19 protein-coding genes, 1 tRNA gene and 2 pseudogenes are annotated in these 19,746 nt (G+C 35.4%); 8 read left to right on the forward strand and 14 right to left on the reverse strand.

Annotation, left to right across the window (positions count from 1 at the left end; genetic code table 11):
- Positions 1-5 precede the first annotated feature (5 nt).
- The 10 genes and pseudogenes from DYY66_RS10660 to DYY66_RS10705 all read right to left on the reverse strand — a co-directional run bounded on the left by DYY66_RS10660 (position 6) and on the right by DYY66_RS10705 (position 8,348).
- The gene (locus DYY66_RS10660; RefSeq protein WP_166289119.1) at positions 6-1,712 is read right to left on the reverse strand and encodes a glutamate--tRNA ligase; all 1,707 of its coding nucleotides are present in this window, start codon (positions 1,710-1,712) and stop codon (positions 6-8) included.
- Positions 1,713-2,696 (reverse strand): polyprenyl synthetase family protein, encoded by a 984-nt coding sequence (locus tag DYY66_RS10665; RefSeq protein ID WP_255496439.1) that lies wholly within the window; start codon positions 2,694-2,696, stop codon positions 1,713-1,715.
- On the reverse strand, positions 2,693-3,331 hold the full coding sequence (idi, locus tag DYY66_RS10670) for an isopentenyl-diphosphate Delta-isomerase (protein WP_166289125.1): 639 nt from the start codon (positions 3,329-3,331) through the stop codon (positions 2,693-2,695). Before idi ends, DYY66_RS10665 begins: the two co-directional genes overlap by 4 nt.
- Before the next feature lie 2 nt (positions 3,332-3,333).
- Positions 3,334-4,074, reverse strand: a complete 741-nt coding sequence (locus DYY66_RS10675) for an isopentenyl phosphate kinase (protein WP_166289206.1) — start codon at positions 4,072-4,074, stop codon at positions 3,334-3,336.
- A 137-nt stretch (positions 4,075-4,211) separates the two neighbouring features.
- Positions 4,212-5,165 carry a mevalonate kinase gene (gene mvk, locus DYY66_RS10680; protein WP_166289128.1) on the reverse strand — a complete coding sequence of 318 codons (954 nt, stop codon included), beginning with the start codon at positions 5,163-5,165 and terminating at the stop codon, positions 4,212-4,214.
- On the reverse strand, positions 5,162-5,998 hold the full coding sequence (amrB, locus tag DYY66_RS10685; RefSeq protein ID WP_166289131.1) for an AmmeMemoRadiSam system protein B: 837 nt from the start codon (positions 5,996-5,998) through the stop codon (positions 5,162-5,164). Before amrB ends, mvk begins: the two co-directional genes overlap by 4 nt.
- 4 nt (positions 5,999-6,002) lie before the next feature.
- Positions 6,003-6,674, reverse strand: coding sequence for a 30S ribosomal protein S2 (gene rpsB, locus DYY66_RS10690; protein WP_166289134.1), 672 nt, complete (start codon positions 6,672-6,674; stop codon positions 6,003-6,005).
- A gap of 83 nt (positions 6,675-6,757) precedes the next feature.
- Positions 6,758-6,946: pseudogene (locus DYY66_RS16600) on the reverse strand (enolase); the annotation flags it as partial.
- A gap of 114 nt (positions 6,947-7,060) precedes the next feature.
- Positions 7,061-8,110, reverse strand: a pseudogene (locus tag DYY66_RS10700) (enolase); the annotation flags it as partial.
- Between the two features lies 1 nt (position 8,111).
- The gene (locus DYY66_RS10705; protein WP_166289137.1) at positions 8,112-8,348 is read right to left on the reverse strand and encodes a DNA-directed RNA polymerase subunit N; all 237 of its coding nucleotides are present in this window, start codon (positions 8,346-8,348) and stop codon (positions 8,112-8,114) included.
- Positions 8,349-8,401: 53 nt separating this feature from the next.
- On the opposite strand from DYY66_RS10705, the gene DYY66_RS10710 reads away from it, so the two are divergent.
- From DYY66_RS10710 to cobT, 4 genes are all read left to right on the forward strand, one after another.
- Positions 8,402-8,486: transfer RNA gene (locus DYY66_RS10710), tRNA-Leu, on the forward strand.
- A gap of 477 nt (positions 8,487-8,963) precedes the next feature.
- Complete coding sequence (locus tag DYY66_RS10715; protein WP_166289140.1) at positions 8,964-9,614, forward strand: NAD(P)H-hydrate epimerase; 651 nt, start codon at positions 8,964-8,966, stop codon at positions 9,612-9,614.
- Positions 9,611-10,225, forward strand: coding sequence for an MBL fold metallo-hydrolase (locus tag DYY66_RS10720; protein ID WP_166289143.1), 615 nt, complete (start codon positions 9,611-9,613; stop codon positions 10,223-10,225). The genes DYY66_RS10715 and DYY66_RS10720 overlap by 4 nt, the downstream gene beginning before the upstream one ends.
- A gap of 3 nt (positions 10,226-10,228) precedes the next feature.
- On the forward strand, positions 10,229-11,284 hold the full coding sequence (gene cobT, locus DYY66_RS10725; RefSeq protein WP_166289146.1) for a nicotinate mononucleotide-dependent phosphoribosyltransferase CobT: 1,056 nt from the start codon (positions 10,229-10,231) through the stop codon (positions 11,282-11,284).
- On the opposite strand, the gene glmS is transcribed toward cobT, so the two are convergent.
- From glmS to DYY66_RS10740, 3 genes are read right to left on the reverse strand one after another with little or no spacing between them, the layout of a single operon-like run.
- Positions 11,277-13,037 (reverse strand): glutamine--fructose-6-phosphate transaminase (isomerizing), encoded by a 1,761-nt coding sequence (gene glmS / locus DYY66_RS10730; protein WP_166289149.1) that lies wholly within the window; start codon positions 13,035-13,037, stop codon positions 11,277-11,279. The genes cobT and glmS overlap by 8 nt on opposite strands.
- Before the next feature lie 53 nt (positions 13,038-13,090).
- Entirely contained in the window at positions 13,091-13,630 is a 540-nt protein-coding gene (locus tag DYY66_RS10735; RefSeq protein WP_166289152.1) for a 30S ribosomal protein S4, read from the reverse strand.
- A gap of 10 nt (positions 13,631-13,640) precedes the next feature.
- On the reverse strand, positions 13,641-14,201 hold the full coding sequence (locus DYY66_RS10740; RefSeq protein ID WP_166289155.1) for a 30S ribosomal protein S13: 561 nt from the start codon (positions 14,199-14,201) through the stop codon (positions 13,641-13,643).
- Between the two features lie 84 nt (positions 14,202-14,285).
- Between DYY66_RS10740 and DYY66_RS10745 the strand changes: the two genes are divergently transcribed.
- From DYY66_RS10745 to DYY66_RS10755, 3 genes are all read left to right on the forward strand, one after another.
- Complete coding sequence (locus tag DYY66_RS10745) at positions 14,286-15,920, forward strand: AAA family ATPase (RefSeq protein WP_166289158.1); 1,635 nt, start codon at positions 14,286-14,288, stop codon at positions 15,918-15,920.
- Positions 15,921-16,173: 253 nt separating this feature from the next.
- A complete protein-coding gene (locus tag DYY66_RS10750) occupies positions 16,174-17,250 on the forward strand; it encodes a VWA domain-containing protein (protein WP_166289161.1) in 1,077 nt (358 codons plus the stop codon).
- Between the two features lie 2 nt (positions 17,251-17,252).
- Positions 17,253-17,564, forward strand: coding sequence for a hypothetical protein (locus DYY66_RS10755; RefSeq protein WP_166289163.1), 312 nt, complete (start codon positions 17,253-17,255; stop codon positions 17,562-17,564).
- Here the strand turns inward: DYY66_RS10755 and DYY66_RS10760 are convergent.
- On the reverse strand, positions 17,557-18,060 hold the full coding sequence (locus DYY66_RS10760) for a hypothetical protein (RefSeq protein WP_166289165.1): 504 nt from the start codon (positions 18,058-18,060) through the stop codon (positions 17,557-17,559). The genes DYY66_RS10755 and DYY66_RS10760 overlap by 8 nt on opposite strands.
- A gap of 114 nt (positions 18,061-18,174) precedes the next feature.
- On the opposite strand from DYY66_RS10760, the gene DYY66_RS10765 reads away from it, so the two are divergent.
- Complete coding sequence (locus DYY66_RS10765) at positions 18,175-18,660, forward strand: hypothetical protein (protein WP_166289168.1); 486 nt, start codon at positions 18,175-18,177, stop codon at positions 18,658-18,660.
- Positions 18,661-19,746: the final 1,086 nt, after the last annotated feature.

A 19,746-nucleotide genomic window follows, 5' to 3' on the forward strand; every position in this document is an offset into this window, starting at 1 on the left:
TTTCTTCACTTGTGTGTGTATATCGCTTGATTTGCAGAATCTTTTCTGCAATATCCGAATCTCACGAACTGGATTTCTGCTCCCACATTTAACTCTAAGTAGTGTTGTTCTGTAATAGCTTGCTTGACTTCTAGACTGTTCTCATTAAATTGGTCATTTATGAATAGCACATCTGATATCAAAACTTCGATGTTTACTGGATTTTTTCTTGAAACCCATTGAATCTTGGGAATGTCAGGTTTGTAACTAGTGTCTGTAATCTCCCCTTCAATTTCTGAACCTATCTTTGTTATTCTTATGTTGTATAACTCTAAGAGTCTTATCTCGTCGCCAATCTTCAGTGTCTTGGCATCGTTTCCTGATATGTAGAAATTTCCATCTATCTTAATTTGTCTCTTACCCATGTTATTTTGTGGATGATTCGAAATTTCAATTTCAGTAAGATTGTTGTTGGTTACTGTTATTTTTACAGGGTCAAAGACAATGAATAATCTTATACTTTCTGGGTCGATTATTTTTCGATTAAATGATTCAAGTGTCTCAAATGGTGGCATGGTATCAGATTTGGTAAAGCCAAGGGATATGACAAACTTCCTGATAGCTTCTGGAACTATGCCTCTTCTACGTAATCCCTCTAATGTTGGAAGTCTGGGATCGTCAAATCCTGATACTTTTCCTTCTTCTACTAGAGGTTTTAGTACTCTTTTGGAGACTGGCATTCCTTCAAATTCTAGCCTTGAAAATTCTAACATTTTGGGTTTACGCATACCCATCTTATCTAAAAGTGTGTAATAGAGTTCAGTTCGTAATTCATATTCTTTTGTTCTAAATGCATGTGTAATTCCATCTATGCTATCTTCTATGGATACTGCAAAATCGTAATTTGGCCAAACTCTGTATTTGTTCTTGTGTATTGGATGCAATTCATCTATTATTCTGAGTAAGGTGGGATCTCGCATGACTGTATTCTCTGAACTCATATCTCCTCGAAATCTAACTATTGCCTCTCCCGGTTTGAACTTGTCAAACATTTTCTTCCAGCGTATATTGTTCTGTTCAAGGTTTCCAGCTCTGCACTTACATGATATCATCTCTCTTCTATTCTTACTAATTGTCTCCTTATCACATGTACACACGTATGCATGACCTGCCTCTATCAGTTCCTTTGCCTTTTCGTAAATTATTTCCATGTCATCTGAAGTATTTTTTATGAGATCATACTTGACACCTAGCCAGTCAAGACCAACTTTGATTGCTGCATAATACTCTAGTCTCTCTTTTTCTGGGTTTGTATCGTCAAATCTTAGAATGAGTTTCCCCCCGTACATCTTTGCATACTCTTCATCAATTATTGATGCCTTTGCATGCCCTATGTGGGGATAACCGTTAGGTTCTGGTGGAAAACGTGTAATGACCTTTCCCTGTTCTGCGTCCTCAAGTGGGGGTAAACCGATTCTTTCCTGTTTTGGTTTTACTATTAAAAGTTCAGCATATTTACTCTCAAGTTCTTTTCTCTGTACCTCTACTGATAGTTTGTTTACATCAATCACAGTTTGTGAAATGAGTGGAATGACATCTTTTATTCTAGATCGTAATTCTGGTTTTGTACCGATTACCTTGGATATGATTGAATCATTTCTAGTTTTTCCATCATGTTCTGACGCATTAAGGAGAGCAATTCCTCTGATCATCCTTTTTAATTCGTCATCCAATTAAAGACTCCTCTCTACCACAAAATCAAGCAAAGAGAGCAATTCGTTTTTTGCAGGTCCATCGTATATTGATATGGCTTTCTTAGCTGTATCGGAATGATATGCAGCCTTTTGTTTTATTGCTGTTTCTATCCCGAGAGAAGAAATAGTTGATATGGCTTTTTCTACATCACTTTTTGAAACAGATGAATTACCAAACGCATTCAATATTATTTTCTTTTCTTGTTTACCAGCTTTTTTAATTGCCATCAAAATTGGTAATGATTTTTTCCCCTCTCTAATGTCATTTCCAACAGGTTTTTTTGTAATCCTTGGATCTCCTAAGACTCCAATTAGATCATCAATTATTTGAAAAGATATTCCCAAATTTCTTCCGAATGTAGAAAGTCTTATCACATCTGACAAATTTTTGTTTGCTGCTATTGCACCCATTGCACAAGATGCCACAAACAACGATGACGTTTTTTTCTCAATCATTTTTATGTATTGAGTTTCATTTGGTATCTTACTTGATTTTGCCATGCTAATGTCAAGTGATTGACCCTCGCATACATCAGTACATGCCTTTGCTAATGTAGTAACTAGATTTAGACCAACACCTTCTAACTGGTGCAAATAAGGTTTTGAAATGGTTTCAAATGCTCTTGAAAACAACAAATCTCCCGCAAGAATTCCGTTTGGCATTCCAAACCTGACATGAACCGTAGGTACACCATGTCTTATCACATCATTATCCATGATGTCATCATGTACTAGTGTAAAATTATGTACCATCTCAATTGCTGCAGCTGCCGGTATTGCTTGTCTTGTAGTTCCTCCCAATAGTTGACAGCTCTTGATGACCATGTATGGCCTCAATCTTTTTCCTCCATGTTCAATCAAATACCTTGCAGCTTGATACAGTTCCTTTGGTTCTCCTGAAAGTCTAGATGATAGAAAAGAATCTATTTTGGATGTAGTTTTTGCAAGTTTTTCTAACTTCATTCTTTTTTTAGCTCCCATTTGTGATCTGGAAAATGATACTTTAATGATGTTTCTAGTTTGCTTTTCAGACCTTCTTTGTTCCACATCTTGATGATTTCCTTATGCCTGTCGCTTATGTTATCACTTGATTCTGGTAGAAAATATAATGCAACTAACATCCATGGGCAAAAAATTTGTGGCGTTTTGCTGATCTCTGATAATATTTGTTCCAATGTAACCCATCTAATGTTAGAAATCTCGTCTTCTACAAGTTTTATTTTTGAAGGATCATCTAATATTCCAATTAGTGTACCACAAACCTCATTTTCAGATCCTATGTCTTTGTAGGGAACATGATATTCAAACTTGTACAAATAATCTAATTTACATGTGACTCCTAATTCTTCAGGCAGTCTTCTTTCCGCAGATGAAACATAATTTTCTGATTGCCTTGGATGGCTTGCTACTGTTCCATCCCAATCTCCAGGCCACAACATTTTGCTCATACTTCGTTGCGTGAGCAAAAGCTTTCCTTCTTGATTGAATAAAAATATGGTAAACGCTCTGTGAAGTTTTCCGTTTGGAAGATGGCATTTTACTTTTTCTTCAGATCCTACTTGACTATCATTACTGTCTACAAGAATGAGATATTCCATAACTATCCCCTAAATACTGTTCCTTCAAAACTCTTGTCATTTATTGCATTTATTATCCTCTTTGGAACGTTTCCATTCACAAAGAAAACATCTGTCCCATTCTTTGATATGTTAAAAGCCTCCTTTATTTTGCGAGCCATTCCTCCTGTTACATCCATTGATACTTCTGAAGTGATTGGTTTTTCTTCTGTGATCTCACTCAAAAGCCTCTTACTTTTCATGTCCGAATACACTCCATCTACATTAGTAACAAAAATTGCAAGGCGAGGACGTAATATCTTTGAAAGAATTCCCATAATCCTATCCCCTGACAAGATGTAAAACTTGTTTTTTCCAAACCACATCACATCTCCATAAGAAATTGGTGTTAATCCTGTTTTTGCAATTTTTGGGATCTCTTTAACTTTCTTGATCAAAGGTTTATCACTTGTCATAAAATCGCTAGGAGGTAAACAATATGGTCTTAGGTCTGATTCTAGGAATGATTTGAGTACAATATTGTTTAGTTCTACCATGGAATTCTTAACGTAAGAGACCCCTTTAGCTTCATGTCTTTGAGGTTTTGTATGCATGTCATATTTTACAGACCAATAATGTCCAAACGAACCTCCACCATGTATTATGACAAGTGGTTCATTCACATTTTTTAGATTTGTAGCAATTTTCCTTATTGAATTTCTATTTGGGGTTAATGGTTTATTCTTGTTAGTAATTATGGAGCCACCCAGTTTTATCAAGATCATGATTTTTAACAGTGCTATGGACGGTTTTAAAAAGTATATCCCTAAAATGGTGTTGTTGACTAGCATCTGCTACGTTCTTTCATTTTTGATTAGTGCCTGTAAATTGTTGATTCTTTTTTAGCTCAAATTGACATATTTTATGAATATCTGAGTCCGCTGTAGTCAATCTTTGTCACAAAACAATCTGAGGTTTTTCTTAAATTGTTCAACGTATTTTCGCTGTTTGAATCATCAACAAGAGAAATAATGCAGCCGCCTCCCCCAGCTCCTGTTATCTTTGCACCATAAGATGTTTTTTTGGCTTCTTGAACCAAAAGATCTATTTTTTCTGTAGAGACTCCTATCTGTTTTAACACATCATGATTTTCTAACATTAGGGAACCTAATTTGTTTAAATCATTTTCTTTCAATGATGACATAGCGTTGTCAACTATGTTCATTTCCAGTTTACATAATTTATTGAAAAGATCGTCATTTTTTTCTTTAAAATTTCTAACTTGTCTTACAACATCTTGCGTATTGTGAACCTGCGCAGAGTTTGATATTATGAAACTCAAATCATTTCTTGATGGGATGTCTTCAAATCCCTTTTTGAGATCATATGATACTAGTCCGCCAAACGTGGATACTGATGAATCTGCTCCTGAGTTTTGTTCAAATATGGTACGTTCTGCCTGTACAGCTATCTTCATCACATCGTTCTTTGATAGTTTGTAAAACAATCCATTGACCGAAGCCGTAGCTGCTACACACGCAGCGGATGATGATCCCAGTCCTACTCCTTGAGGTATCTCTGATTCTAAAACTAACTCAATTCCATTTTTTGCAGAATTTTCTTTTATTGCTTTTTGTGCTATGTAGAAGAAAGGTTTCATAAATTTTTGCTGCACTTTTTCTAAATTGTTTGATGAATCCATGTTTATTTCTGACTCTCCTAAAGAAGATCGTATTCTAATCACTCTCTCATCGATTAATTGTGATGTTGCAGTAATTCGCTTATCTATAGAACATAACACAGCTTTCATACCATACACTACAAAATGTTCTCCAAAAAGAATGATTTTTCCAGGAGCTGATGCTATAGATTTCATGAAAATACTATCGATGCATATCCTACCACTGAACTCTTGTCTCCGACTATGTCTCCACTAGTAGCATATTTGATCAAGGTACCCTTGGTTGCTCCCAGTTCCTTACAAGCTATCATTGTAGATGCAATCGCTCCGTAACCACATGCGCTAATCTGTTTTTCCTGCAATATATTATAAAATTTGTCTACATCTAGTTTTACTATTGTATCTATCAAAGATTTATCTTGTTTATGTGCAAAATCATTCGGTTCATAATGAGTAAAATCCGAAGAACCAATTATGATAGTATTTTTAATTTTCGAAATACTTGCTATAGATTTACCTACTTCAATTGCAGTATGGTAACTCTGATCAATTAAAATCAAAGGCAAAATCTTGAATTTGTGAGAAAATGTTTCTTGAAGCATTGGAATTTGTACTTCTAAACAATGATCTCTTGTATGAGAAAAAGAATCGAACTCTATCAATTTTGAACTCTTGTTAATTTCAATTGCAGATTCTGTATCTACTTCTATATCTCCAATCGGTGTTCTCCATACTCCATCTTTCATTACAGCAACATCTCGTCCTATTCCCCAGTGGTTTGGTCCTATGATTATTACAAGTTCGGGGTTCTGTGATGATATTGCATAGTATGAATCTGCAGCTATTGGACCAGAATACTCATATCCGGCGTGTGGGCATATCACACCAATAATTTTTTCATTATGCGATGAGGGTGGTAATGACCCTGGGCCATATTTGTGCAAAAAACAATTCTTTATACTTGATTTTAGTTCTTGATTTGTTTTTGGATAGAACATCCCAGCAACAGCTGGTGTCCTTACCTGCATTGTGTTATTGCCTCTGTGTTCTCATTCTCGGGGTAGGCATTCTCTCTGTTTCTTCTTCTAGCTCTTCTTCCGTTATTTTGGTTTCAAAATCATCTATTTGGTATTTCATAGAATCTGCATTTTTTAATTTACCTTTCTGCATTAGTATCTCTCTTGCTAAAAGCCAATAGGTTGCAGCCAATGATTTTCTTCCTCTATTGTTTGCTGGAATTACCAAATCTACTTTGGAAGTAACATTATCTGTGTTGGAAATTCCTATTACTGGAATTCCTGCATTAGTAGCTTCCACAACTGCTTGTTCATCTACTTGTGGATCTGATATGAAAACTAATTCTGGTTCTCTATAATACGGTAATGAAGGATTTGTTAGAGTTCCTGGCATGAATCTTCCAAGCATGGGGGTTGCACCTGTGACCTCACAGAATTTCTCAACTGGAGTGCTAGCATATTCTCTACCTGAACAAACTAGAATTTTTGTAATGTCTGCTCTGTTGATGAATTTAGCAGCTGTCTGAATTCTGGATAGCGTTTTTTTACTATCTATGATGTAAAGTCCCTCGTTTGTTGCCTTTGTGACAAATGGAGTCATGAATTTTGTTTTTACTTGAGTACCTACTCTTATTCCAGTGGAAAGTACGTATTTCTCCATATGTTCAAAGTCTTCTTGCTTGCTCATCGTGTGTTTCTAAATCTCGGCCNGGTGGAAAGCACGTATTTCTCCATGTGTTCAACGTCTTCTTGCTTGCTCATTGTGTGTTTCTAAATCTCGGCCATTCCACGTATTAAATCATACTCTGAGAGTCGTATCAATTCGTTAAGTTTGGCCATCCTTTCTCCGCCCAATATGCCGACCTTGAGCATCTTTGATTTGGTTGCAATTCCAATATGTGATATGTGTGAATCTGTTGATTCGCCAGATCTGTGTGATGTAATTATCCTTACCTTATTGCTGTTTGCTTCTTTGGCAAATTCTAGTGCATCATAAAGACTTCCTGCCTGATTTACTTTCAATATTGCTCCGCTACAGGATCTCATTTTTATTGCTTTTTTGAGAATTTTTGNACGGTTTGCTTCTTTGGCAAATTCCAGTGCATCATATAGACTTCCTGCTTGATTTACTTTCAATATTGCTCCACTACAGGATCTCATCTTTATTGCTTTTTTGAGAATTTTTGTGTTAGTTACTAATAGGTCATCGCCAGTTATGAGAACACGAGGAAATCGCTTGGTCAGAATTGACATGTCTTCAAAAGCTTCCTCATGAACAGCATCTTCTGCATATACAAGTTTGTATTTTTTTATTATGTCTGAAGCAAACTCAATCTGTTTTTCAGGAGTGTTTTCAAAACCTGCTCTGTCATATACATATTTTTTTTTCTTTTCATTCCATTGTGTGGATGATGCAAAATCTACTCCTAACGAAACTTCTTTTCCCAATGTGAAACCGAGTTGTTCACAAGCTTTTGCAGATATTTCCAAGGCTTCGTCATTTTTTAATTTTGGAGCCCAACCTCCTTCATCTCCTCTTCCATTTGTAAAACTTGGATCTTTTTTTGACAAAATTTTTCCTACTTCTTTATGTACCATCAAATTAACATCTATTGCATCACGAACAGTTTTAGAACCTGTGGCACAGACTAGGATTTCTTGAATGTCTGGTGTACCTGGTCCCGCATGTGCTCCACCTCCGAGGATATTTCCAAGAGGAAATGGATATCTAAAAGTGGAATCTTTTGCAAGCAATTTGAACATTGGTAACTGTAGAGATTTTGAAGCTGATTCTACTGCTGCAATAGTTAGTGCAAATGCAAGCGAACCGCCCACTTTTGAATAATTCTGAGTTGAATCAATTTCCCTTAAGGTCTCATGAATTATCTTCAGATTGGATGGGTCAAGACCTATGAATTTCTTTACATTTTTTTTTAAAACTTCTAAACTCTTTTCTGGTTTATTCTGTGGAAAGCTCTGGGCTTCATGTTTTCCAACACTTGCACCTGACGGAGCACAAACTCGTCCTACATGTTTGTTGTCTGATATTACATCGATTTCTATAGTTCGACTTCCTCTGCTGTTGTAAAGTATTCTGCCTTTAATTGAAGTAATCTTAGGCATTCTATTCTAATTCGGATCTTACTTCTTGTTCTCTTCTTCTTATGGCTTCGTAGAATGGAATGACTTGATGAATTGTCTCAACCGATGTCAATATCATTGCTCTACAACAATATCTTTTAAAACCAAAAGAATCTAAAACTTTTCCAGGATCCTCTCCGCCTTTGACACGACTTTGATATTCTTTAAACTTGTCAGCAATCAAATTTCCGCAAGTAAAACATCTGACAGGAATTAGCACAGTCACAAAAAGTAATCAAGGCTTATAAAAACCATACATGGGTAAAACCAATTGCGGGAGTCGCCCAGCCTGGTCAAAGGCGCTAGCTTGAGGGGCTAGTATCTTAGGATTTCGAGGGTTCAAATCCCTTCTCCCGCATTAATGATTTCTAGATTGTCTATATTGCAAAAAATACATTTCATTACTAGGGTTCAATTTGTAGTGATTTCTTGAATTCATGTTTTTCTATTAGTAATTTGGATTAGTAGATGACAATGTGAGTTGTATTGTTGTAACTGATGTTCTGATCAGATTACCTCATGGTTTAGCAATCTGAGTTCTATATTGTTCTAGATGTGTAGAAATTCTGGTTTTATCTATGAATGTGCATTTNAAAAAATACATTTCATTACTGGGGTTCCATTTGTAGAAATTTCTTGAATTCCTGTTTCTCTATTCGTTATTTGGATTAGTACGTGACAATGTGGATTGTATTGTTGTAACTGATATTCTGATCAGGTTATCTCATGGTCTAACTCTGAATTTTATATTGCTCTAGATGTGTAAATATTCTGGTTTTATCTATGAATGTGCATTTTGGTAAAGCCCTTATTTGACATAAAATTCCATATTGATATGGAAATCACTGTAAAACAAATGATGCAAATTGAAGAGAATGGGCATCAAATGGGCTTTTTTAGAAAATTGATGATGGAAAATGTTGGCGCCTCTACTGTACGACACATTGTTGAACTTTACCCTGATTCAAAATCTAAAATAACGATCTTTGCAGGGTTGGGAAATAATGGAGGTGATGCTTTTGTAGTGGCTAGACATTTAGCCGCGTTTGACTATTGTCCTACGGTCATACTTCTAGGACATCCTGAAAAAATAAAAACAGATGAATCTAGGTCTAATTGGAAAATTTTGGAAAAAATGAATTCTGTAAATCTTGTAATTGCCTCTGATACAAATGGAATTGTAAATGATGCTGAAGTTATAATAGATGGAATACTGGGAACTGGAATACATGGAAAGATTAGGGAACCATATTCCTCTGCAATAGATCTGATAAATCAATCTCATGCTTTCAAACTATCTATTGATGTTCCATCAGGCCTTGATCCAGATACAGGAATAGTAAATGACAAATGTGTAAAAGCAGATGTTACTATAACTTTTCACAAGATGAAAATCGGAATGCCAAAGGCACAAGATGTATGCGGTAAAATAACTGTTGAAAAAATAGGAATTCCGCCTGAAGCGGAAATTGGGGTGTTGTTGTGAAAGTATACCAACTTCAAGTAGGAAACATGCAAAATTTTACCTATGTTCTTGAAGATGAAGATACAAAGGAATCTGTCATCATAGATCCATCATGGGATCTAGAAATGGTTATAGAAATCATAGAACGAAATGATCTAAAAGTCAAATATGTTATAAATACGCACCATCATTTTGATCACACTATTGGAAACGATGCAATTGTAAAATACACTAAATCTAAAATCTTACAACACGAAGCCTCTACTTTAAAAAATGATGTGCGTATATCTGATGGTGAAAAAATAACCTTTGGCAAATCTGAACTTGTTGTAATACATACTCCTGGACACTCAAAAGATAGTATGTGTTTAGTTGGTGATGGGAAGATCTTTTCAGGTGATACACTTTTTGTGGGAAACTGTGGAAGAACAGATTTGCCTGGAGGTAGTGCAAAAGAACTCTATCATAGTCTATTTGATATTGTTTCCAAACTTGATGGTAATCTTGTGTTGTATCCGGGACATAATTATGGAAGTTCGCCAAATTCCACTATCGACAAAGAAAAAAAGACAAATTTTGTGCTACAACCTAGGACAGAATCAGAATTTTTGGATTTTATGGGCAGTGACTAGTCATTGCAAGATATAGAAATACTTGGCAACAAGCAAAAAGGTCTAGAATTCATCCAACAAACCAAGCAAAAGAAATTCATCTTCTCTCTAGTAATATCTTATACTGCCACATCTGAAATACCTGGAATAACTATGGCTGGAGAACATCCTGATCTGATAAAATTCACAGGACCTGCTGACGCTGAATTTATTCACTATGGGTACTGTAAAAGTATCTCTGTAATCCCAATGACTCCTGATGGAAAACCAACTCCCGCACTGTTAACAAAAACTGCATTAGAAGCAGCAAGTATTCCAAATGTAATAATAAATGCTGGCAGCAAAATATCTCCAAAACTCCCATTCATTGATATGGATTTGGATTATGGAAAAAATATTGGGCAAGAACCTGCTCTCAGTCTTGACGAAGTTGGAAAAGCGGTAGAATATGGTAGAATAATTGGTAGATTTCTTGGGGCTTCAACTGACTGTGTTATAATTGGTGAAAGCATTCCCGGTGGTACTACAACAGCTCTTGGTGTACTTGAAGGATTTGGGATTACAGGATTTGTAAGCAGCAGTATGCCCAAAAATCCTGTGGGACTCAAGGTTCAAACTGTGAAGGAGGCATTAAAAAGACTACAATCAAAAGATCCATTTGAGATCATATCACAATTAGGTGATCCAATGATTCCTACTATTGCAGGTATTCTTAGTACTGCTTCTGAAATTTCAAATGTGTTGTTGGCTGGTGGAACACAAATGGCAGCAGTACTTGCTTTTGCAAAAAGTATGGGATTTGAAGGGAAGAACACCGCCATTGGTACTACTTCTTACGTGGTAGACGATAAATCTGCAAATCTGACTGATATCATAATGCAAATAATGGATATTCCTATACTAGTTGCAAAACTTAAACTTGCAGAATCAGAAATTTCTGGACTGAGTTCATACGCTGAAGGATTTGTAAAAGAGGGTGCTGGGGCAGGGGGTGCATCTATTGGATGTATGCTCAAAACAGGAATTGATGCTAAGAGTCTATTGGATCTAACTGAAAAAGAGTATTTGAAAATTATTTGACTGTTACTGATTTTGCCAAATTTCTCGGATAATCTGGATCAAAGTCTTTGTCAATTGCGGCATAATATGCAAGAAGTTGTATTGGTACTATTTCTACAAGTGGATATAATGACTCGTTGATACTAGGTATGTCTATCCAATAGTCATATACGTCACTTGGCTTGTCCGAAATTCCTATTATCTTGGCGCCTCTTGCTTTTATTTCTCTAGCTGATGTTAATGTATCATTATAGGTGGAATCGTTTGGATTTATGATTAAAACATAAGAATTGATATCCATTAGTGCCAATGGGCCATGTTTTAATTCTCCGCCTGGAAGACCTTCCGCATGTATGTATGTGAGCTCTTTTAACTTTAGTGAACCTTCTGAAGCAATTGGATAATGTATACCCCTTCCTAATACGTAAATGTCTGAAACATCTTTTAGCCTCTTTGCAATATCTTTAATCTTCGAATCGTTGGAGATAATCTTCTTTATTGCTTCTGATACTTTTGTCAGATCCAGTTCTATACAACCATCGCATATTTTGTCAACCATCTTGTATAGCACGACAAGTTGTGATGTGAAACTTTTAGTTGCTGCTACCCCTATCTCTGGACCACAATTGAGTCCCATTGAAATGGATGACTGGTGAACTAGTGAAGATGTCATCATATTGACCACTGAGATGATTTTAGATCCTGTCTTTTTGGCAATACTTACGGCTTCTAATACGTCTGCACTTTCACCACTTTGGGATATTGCTATTAGAATTGATTTTTCTTCAAATATGTCTGGAGAAAACTGTGCTTCACTAGAAATTAATGGTTCGACCTTTATCTTTGCATATTTTGAAAAAAGAAATTTTGCAATTAATGCTGCATTGTAACTTGTCCCACTTCCTGTGATGTATACATTTCTTGCATGTTTTATTAAATCCGAAGCCAAGTCAATCTCAAGTTTTGTATTATTCCCAGCATTCAGTATTGTTGTCGGTTGTTCTGAAATCTCTTTCAAAGTGTAATGTGCATATTGTCCCTTGTATGCATCAGCAAATTCTTTTGATACCTTGGTTATTTGATGTCGTACTGGATTTGCATCAAAATCAAAAATCTTCAATCCATTTCTATCAATAATTACAAATTCTTTGTTATCTGGATAGATTACCTCATCAGTGTATTCTACAAATCCAAGTACGTCACTTGAAATGAAATATCCTTCTTTTCCAACCCCGATTATTAATGGTTCATGAAGTCTGGCTGCAGCTAACGTTCCGTCTTGAAAAACTGCAACAAAAGCATAATTGCCTTTCAATTCGGCCACTGTATCTATTATAGATTTTTTAATTTCTTTGGTCTTGTCATAATTATATTGTAAAAGATTTGCAATTACTTCACTGTCTGTTTGGCTTTTGAAATTGTAACCTAGTTCTTGTAGATCTTTTTTTAATTCCTCATGGTTCTCAATTATTCCATTATGTACGATTGCTATTTCTCCTGAACTTGATGGGTGTGGATGGGCATTGGTGTCAGTTACCATCCCATGAGTGGCCCATCTGGTATGGCCTATTCCTATAGTTCCGGAAAGTTCATCCAATTTTGCTGCTTTATTTACTTCTATTACTTTACCTACTCCTTTTCTCACACTGATCTGATCTTCTGAAAAAGTTGCAACCCCCACACTGTCATAACCGCGATATTCCATCCTCTTTAGCCCCTTGACTATTATTGGAGCTGCAGAGCTAATGCCTAGATACCCTATGATTGAACACATGTTTGATATCTTATAGATTTTCTTGATAAATAATGATTGCGTGTGTTTTACTCTTACTCAGCTGGTTGTTCAGTTTTTACTTCCTGAACAGGTTGTTGTTTTGCCTTGTTGAGGTCTAATTCTGGTGATAGGTGGATTTGATCTTCTTCTTCCACTTTTACTGTGTATGAAGGAACAGTGACTACTCTATCTCCAATCATTACGTGACCGTGTACTACAATCTGTCTTGCAAGATATGGACTCTTGATTGATTCTTTTTTCTGAATAAATGTTTGTAATCGTCTTGATAAAAAGTCGGTCACTTTTAGATTGAGTACATCATCTAATGTTGAATTTTCTTTGACTAATCCAACTCTTGTAAGTGATTTCATGAGTATTGGTTCCTTTGTACTTCTAACATCTTGTGTTAAAGCTAAGAGTGATCTGGCCTGATTTCTTATTCTAGAAAGCTCTGTATGTGCTTTCCATAGTTCTCTTTTATTCTTTAGTCCAAAAGTACCCAGTACGTGTAATTCTTCATTTAACAAATCATAATTGAGTGGACGTTTTGGCTTTCTCCACATTTTGCGTGAATTTTTTGGATGATCTCCCATTTACAATAACCTACTTTTTCTTTTCCGCTGCAGCAGGTTTTGCTGCAGGAGCTGCACCCGCCTTTGGAGCTGCTGCCGCTGCACCTTCAGCTGGAGCGCCAGGTGAACCAGCCGGTAAAACTTTTCCTCCTTTCTTTACTCCTACTGCACCGCCTTTTCTACCAGTAGTACGTGTACTTTGTCCACGAACTTTTAATCCATATGTGTGACGAAATCCTCTCCAACTGTTCATTCCTTTTTCTCGTTCGATATCATTTCTTACGTTAAAGTCAATATCGGAAGTAATGAGATGGAAGTTATTCCCAGTATCCATATCTTTTCGTCTATTTAGAAACCATGATGGTATGTTGACAGATGCTGGATCTCTCATTGCTTTTTCTATTTCTTCTACTTGTGATTCTGTAAGAAAACCTACATTACTATTAGGATTAATTTTTAATACTTCTAAAAGTGATTTTGCAAAATTGTAACCAATTCCCTTTACTTGACCAACTCCGATGATGGTCTTTTTTGCACCGGGAATATCCTTACCCGCAATTCTAACTATGTGTCTGAACTCTTGTGAAGACAAGTATTAAAAAATCCCTTATATCCCCGATAAAAACCATGCTAAAATAATAATACTTTAAATCGCATTTGGCGAGTATTTATTGTAATGGCTCAAGAATTTGCAAATTTTGTTAATAGAAGTTATGACTCCAAACCAAAGTATAGTGAAATCATGGCTGGTCTTCCTGAGGACTATAAACAAATTAAAACATTAAGAGATCTTCTAGAAATTAATTATAAAATAGTTGATGCAAAGGAACAACTTCGCCGAAATTTAATTTCAAAGATAAAAGCAAAAAGTGTAAAATATCCTGGGTTAGTGGGTTTTGACAATGATGTTGTTCCTGCTTTAGATCGTGCAATACTGTCATGTCATGATATTATTCTGGTTGGCCAAATAGGACAAGCAAAAACTAGGATAGCACAAACAATTGCAGATACTTTACTTTCTCCAATGCCCATAATCCGAGGCAGTATTACAAATGACTGTCCGATGGATCTTCCGCCTAGGGATTTGATACTTTTGTTGGAAGATAAAGACAATCCTATGATTGTTCCAAAATTCTACGTAGATAGTGAAAGTATGGAAAAAATTCGTAATAACAAACTTGATACTCCAATTGAATGGGTTGATGGTAAAAACAGATTCAAATATGTATTAGCAACACCTGATATCTCTGTAAAAGATCTAGTTGGTCAGATAGATGCAATCAAGATAGCTAGAAATGGTACGGAGATGTATGAAATTGAATCTTATTCTCCTGGTCAACTAATGCAAGCAAAGCATGGATTATTTTGTATTGATGAATTACCAGTTCTTGATACTAGAAAACAAGTAGCGCTTTTGTCTGTCTTGCAAGAAGGTAGATTCACTACTGGTGCATATCCTGTTATATTTGAACCAAAAACAATATTTTTTGCTACTGCAAACCCTATCGACTATACTCACTCTGGAAAAATAATTGAACCGTTATATGATAGACTGAAAAGCCATATTCAAACTCATTATCCAAGATCAGTAAAAGAAGAAATGTTAATTATAATTCAAGAAGCAAAAATACCAAGATCATTTATTCCAATATTCATGTTAAAAATTTTGACAAGGATTGTTCAAACAGCTCGTTCCAGTAATGAAATCAACCAAGATAAAGGCGTAAGTGTTAGAATGGGAATACATTGTCTAGAATTACTTGTAGGGGAAGCAGAGAGAACTAGATCTATAACATATGATATTTTGGCATTGCCTAGACCATGTGATGTGTTTTCAATTGAACAATCTGTAAAGTTTGAACTCTCTGAGCTAGATGACACTCCAACGAATCGCTCCAAAGTTCTAAAAAATTTCATCTCTAATTCTATAAAAGATACTTCTTTAGAATACTTGCAGGATGTAGATCCAAGTATTTTTGACCTGATAAAAAATGAATTTCTGGGCAAGTCATTCCAAGTTTCTCAAACAATTCTTGGTTCAAATGATGTGCTCATCTCTTACGAAACTCAGTTAAAGAACTTTAGTTCTCTCCTGAATTTGGTTACCCGCGTATATTCAAGAGTCACTTCTGATCAGGAACTATTTGTAAAAGAGACTGAAAAGTATGGGATTTCTGCTGATAACTTGATAATTTCAGAAAGTGTACAAAGTGAGCTTAAAGCTGGTATTGTAGAATTAGTACTTGATGGTCTTTGCTTTGTTGAACCTAAAATTCTAGATAGAAAAGAAGGTGAATACGTTGCAAACTGATACTGTAAAATTTGTCTATTTTCAAAATGAGAATAATAAATCTGAAAATACTACCGAAGACATGTCTGATGAAATGCTCAATCAAATTCTTAAATCCGTTGCAACACAGGCCTTAAAAGAAAAAACACCATCAATGAAAGATCTTGAAACCATACTTGATGATGTAATGCAGAATTCTTCATCACAAAATGAATCCAACGATGGTCAACAAGAAACAAAATCATATGGTAATGATGAGCCTATGACAAAATACTTGCAAAAACTTGGATATCTCAAAGACGAGAGAAAATGGCTAACAAAAAAAGCATTTTTTGAAATTGGACAAAAAATGCTAGAAGATGTAATGAAGGCAATTAATGAGGGAAATTATGGATTTCATGAATCTAGAGAAATTGGATCTGGTGATACAGTGCTTGATACTTCAAAAAAACTTGACATCGGAGATGATATCAAACATCTGAATATTCCTGTTACACTACTGAATTTAATCCAAAGAAAAAAAAGTAAAAATGAGCCAATCCAATTTCCACTTGAGCTAAGACTTGATGATTTTGAAAAATTTGAAACAAAAGAAGAGGTAAAGGTTGCAGTGGTTTACTGTATAGATCTTAGCTCTACAATGAAATACTCTCTAAGTTCTGGAGATGGAACTAGGATAGAAGCAGCAAAAAAGGCTTTGTGGGCACTCTATGTATTAAATAAAAAATTCTTTCCAAATGATTCTGTTTATATTGTAGGTTTTGGTTCACTGGCATCACAAATTAATCCTATTGACATACCGTATCTTAAAACATATGATGCAAATGATAACTTTCTTCATTATACAAATTATCAAGCTGCACTAAGACTTGCATTAAAAATTTTAAAAAAAGATGGCTCACAGAATAAAAAAATTATTCTGATAACTGATGGTCAACCAAGTGCATGTTTTGTAGATGACGAATCTCAGAAAAATGAAATACTAGCAGATAAGCCATATTCGCATTTTTATAGACCTGATGAACAAACTCTTTCTAAAATAAAAAATGAACGTGATGTAATGCTGGATATACATAACGAGTTGGTGTATCTGTGCTATAGATATAGGCAAGTTGATCCTTCTGTAGAAACAAAGACACTCCAAGAAGCAAAAAAATGCAAAAAGGAAGGTATTGAAATCGATACCATTATGGTAAGTGAGGAAGCAGAATTATTGAGTTATGTTGAAAGTCTTGAAAAACATTTGAAAGGAAGAGCATATTACATAAATCCTGAAAAGATTGATAGGGTTTTGATAAGTGATTTTATATCTAATAAGAAAAAAGTATTACATTCTAGGAATAGTTGGTAGACTTGAGTGAAAGTTTTGACAAACAAAAAATGATGGAAATTCTAGTAGATCCAAATGTCTCATCAATTATGGCAGAACTTGAAAGTGGAGAGAAAAATTCTACATATTTAGTAGATAAATTACAACTCCCAATAAATCAGATCAAAGATCTTCTCTCTTATGTCATTGAACACAAGTTTGTAGTGATAGGTCAAAACAATGGCAACGAAACTTTCAAAGTTGATATGGATAAACTCAACAAAATAATGGAAAGCGATGATAATTTTAAAAATATAGTTGACGGGCTGACTGAACTAGACCAATTTCTTAATTAGACCTAACACGATTTTTGATTAGATACATCATGCCAACTGCTAGTCCGCTGAGTCCTGTGATGAGTGCTATGAATCCAGAAATATCTGCAACCTCTATTCCTTGTGGATAATATCCAATAATTCCGAGAACTTGGATCTCTCTCTGTCCGTGATTCTCTATCTGCAGTGTATAATTTCCAGATGATGTGATCTTGAACATTTCTTGAATAGGACTTTTCGTAATTGTTTTTGTTATTAGTGGTGTGCCCACGGGATCAATTACAGTTGTTTTGACATTATCATCATTTCTAAAATCTGTTATTTGAATAGAATATACTCCATTCTGATTATTCTCTGGATTCATACCTTTTGTAACTACCATTTGTGCTCCTATGGCTAGAGTGTTTTGTTGATTTGAAAGATTTTCTGAAGTTGTCTGGGATTGATATGCAGTTATTGCAATTCCGATTAATACTAGTATTCCGCTTATTATTATAATTGGTTTAGGTTTTACCATGACGCACTTGATTTCTGACCCTAGTTAAAACTTAATGTGCGAATTATATGACATGAGAAATGCAGTATGAATTATTCGACAACATTATCTCATACGTCTTCTTATATTAGCAAGTTGAATAAAATTCTGATAATTTTTCTAGCTTTCTCACTGATAATACCTACTACTACGTATTCACCTGCAGTGTCTGCCTATTCAGATCATCCTAATCTTTTTGTTTCTGCAGAAAATAGTCTTTTTGATAACCATATCTCTGGACCGATGGTAACAGAAGTTATTGTACGAGAAGATAATACTCAATTAGATCAAGCAATAGGCCAACCAAATGTTTCAATAAACGGAAAACATCTTCAAATGGCCCAGGGATCTGATGGTGCTTGGTACGCATTTTTTGCCAATACTGATAGCGCAAAACAAGCTGATCAGGTAGCATCATCTGGCTCTCCTGGACAAAGCATTGATTTTGGAGTTTTTTGTTCAAGCTCTACACCTTCCACTGTTCTAGGAGTAGATGTATCTCAAACTGATGGAGTGGCAATCCCAGATTCTGCAGGATTGTCTGGTACAACTCAAGGAACAGGCAAGTTTCAATTCGTGTAGTGGTACTCCTACTACTCCATCTAGTCAAAATAACGTTGTACGAAATACTCCTTCCTTGAATACTAATCCGCAGGTTCCATCTGGTCAAATAGGTATAAATCCAAACGTATGGCCCATGATTCAACTCTTCGCACTTAGTAATAGTGTACATATTGAGTATGATAGTTCAACCAGTACACAAAGTGTAGATCTTGACTATTCTGATATTCCAAACATCTCAATAAAACTTGATAGAACTGGGTATCCGTCAGGTTCTGATGTCTTTGCAACTATTAATGATGTAGAATTAAGTATAGATCCTACATCTCAAGACTCTTGGACTTTTAATGTAGGTCCTTCTTCTGCAACATTTTACCAAGCATTTGCAGAATCAGGTAGGAGTGCAAGTGGTCCCGGTCTAGTAAATCTGATACCATATCTGAGTAGTCTCGGTTTCAAGGATAACGGGCGGTTGAGTATGGATACATCTGATGTTGTTAATCTCAAAACTAACTCTGTTCAAACAAGCTCATCTCTTAACGGTGTATNGCCATATCTGAGTAGTCTTGGTTTCAAAGATAATGGGCGGTTGAGTATGGATACATCCGATGTTGTTAATCTAAAGACTAACTCTGTTCAAACAAGCTCATCTCTTAACAGTGTATATAACAAACTAGTGACTTTTGTAGAAACAGGACCACATACTGGAATTTTTCAGAGTTCTGTTGCCAGTGTGTCAACCATAGGGATACTACCAAATGCTCCTAGATCTCACGCTGGATCAATTACCTATAATCTTCAGAGCGTTTCTATTGTTTCAGGTAATTCTGATGCTAGTCTGGCTGTTGGTAATAGTCCAAGTCAATTTGGTCCAGGTCAAAGAGAAACAATCACTCTAGTAGATAATGATCAAAATATTAATTCCAATTTGATTGATCAACTAAATATTTTCAAAACCTCGTCGAAAATACCCACTCTGAAGATTGGAAATCCAATAACATTGAGCAGTTCTTCTGATGTTAAATTCTATAATAGCTCCAGCTCAATTAGTGTGCCGTCCGCTGTATTTGATACTAATTCATTACGTCTGATACTTGATACTCGATC

The sequence above is a fragment of the Candidatus Nitrosotalea sp. FS genome (genome assembly GCF_011319475.1).
Classification (GTDB): Archaea; Thermoproteota; Nitrososphaeria; order Nitrososphaerales; family Nitrosopumilaceae; genus Nitrosotalea.

Coding starts and splice junctions, on each gene's coding strand:
- DYY66_RS10665 (WP_255496439.1), bottom strand. CDS start 2,696: ATGAAGTTAGAAAAACTTGCAAAAACTACATCCAAAATAGATTCTTTT.
- idi (WP_166289125.1), bottom strand. CDS start 3,331: ATGGAATATCTCATTCTTGTAGACAGTAATGATAGTCAAGTAGGATCT.
- DYY66_RS10675 (WP_166289206.1), bottom strand. CDS start 4,074: ATGATCTTGATAAAACTGGGTGGCTCCATAATTACTAACAAGAATAAA.
- mvk (WP_166289128.1), bottom strand. CDS start 5,165: ATGAAATCTATAGCATCAGCTCCTGGAAAAATCATTCTTTTTGGAGAA.
- amrB (WP_166289131.1), bottom strand. CDS start 5,998: ATGCAGGTAAGGACACCAGCTGTTGCTGGGATGTTCTATCCAAAAACA.
- rpsB (WP_166289134.1), bottom strand. CDS start 6,674: ATGAGCAAGCAAGAAGACTTTGAACATATGGAGAAATACGTACTTTCC.
- DYY66_RS10715 (WP_166289140.1), top strand. CDS start 8,964: ATGGAAATCACTGTAAAACAAATGATGCAAATTGAAGAGAATGGGCAT.
- glmS (WP_166289149.1), bottom strand. CDS start 13,037: ATGTGTTCAATCATAGGGTATCTAGGCATTAGCTCTGCAGCTCCAATA.
- DYY66_RS10735 (WP_166289152.1), bottom strand. CDS start 13,630: ATGGGAGATCATCCAAAAAATTCACGCAAAATGTGGAGAAAGCCAAAA.
- DYY66_RS10745 (WP_166289158.1), top strand. CDS start 14,286: ATGGCTCAAGAATTTGCAAATTTTGTTAATAGAAGTTATGACTCCAAA.
- DYY66_RS10760 (WP_166289165.1), bottom strand. CDS start 18,060: ATGGTAAAACCTAAACCAATTATAATAATAAGCGGAATACTAGTATTA.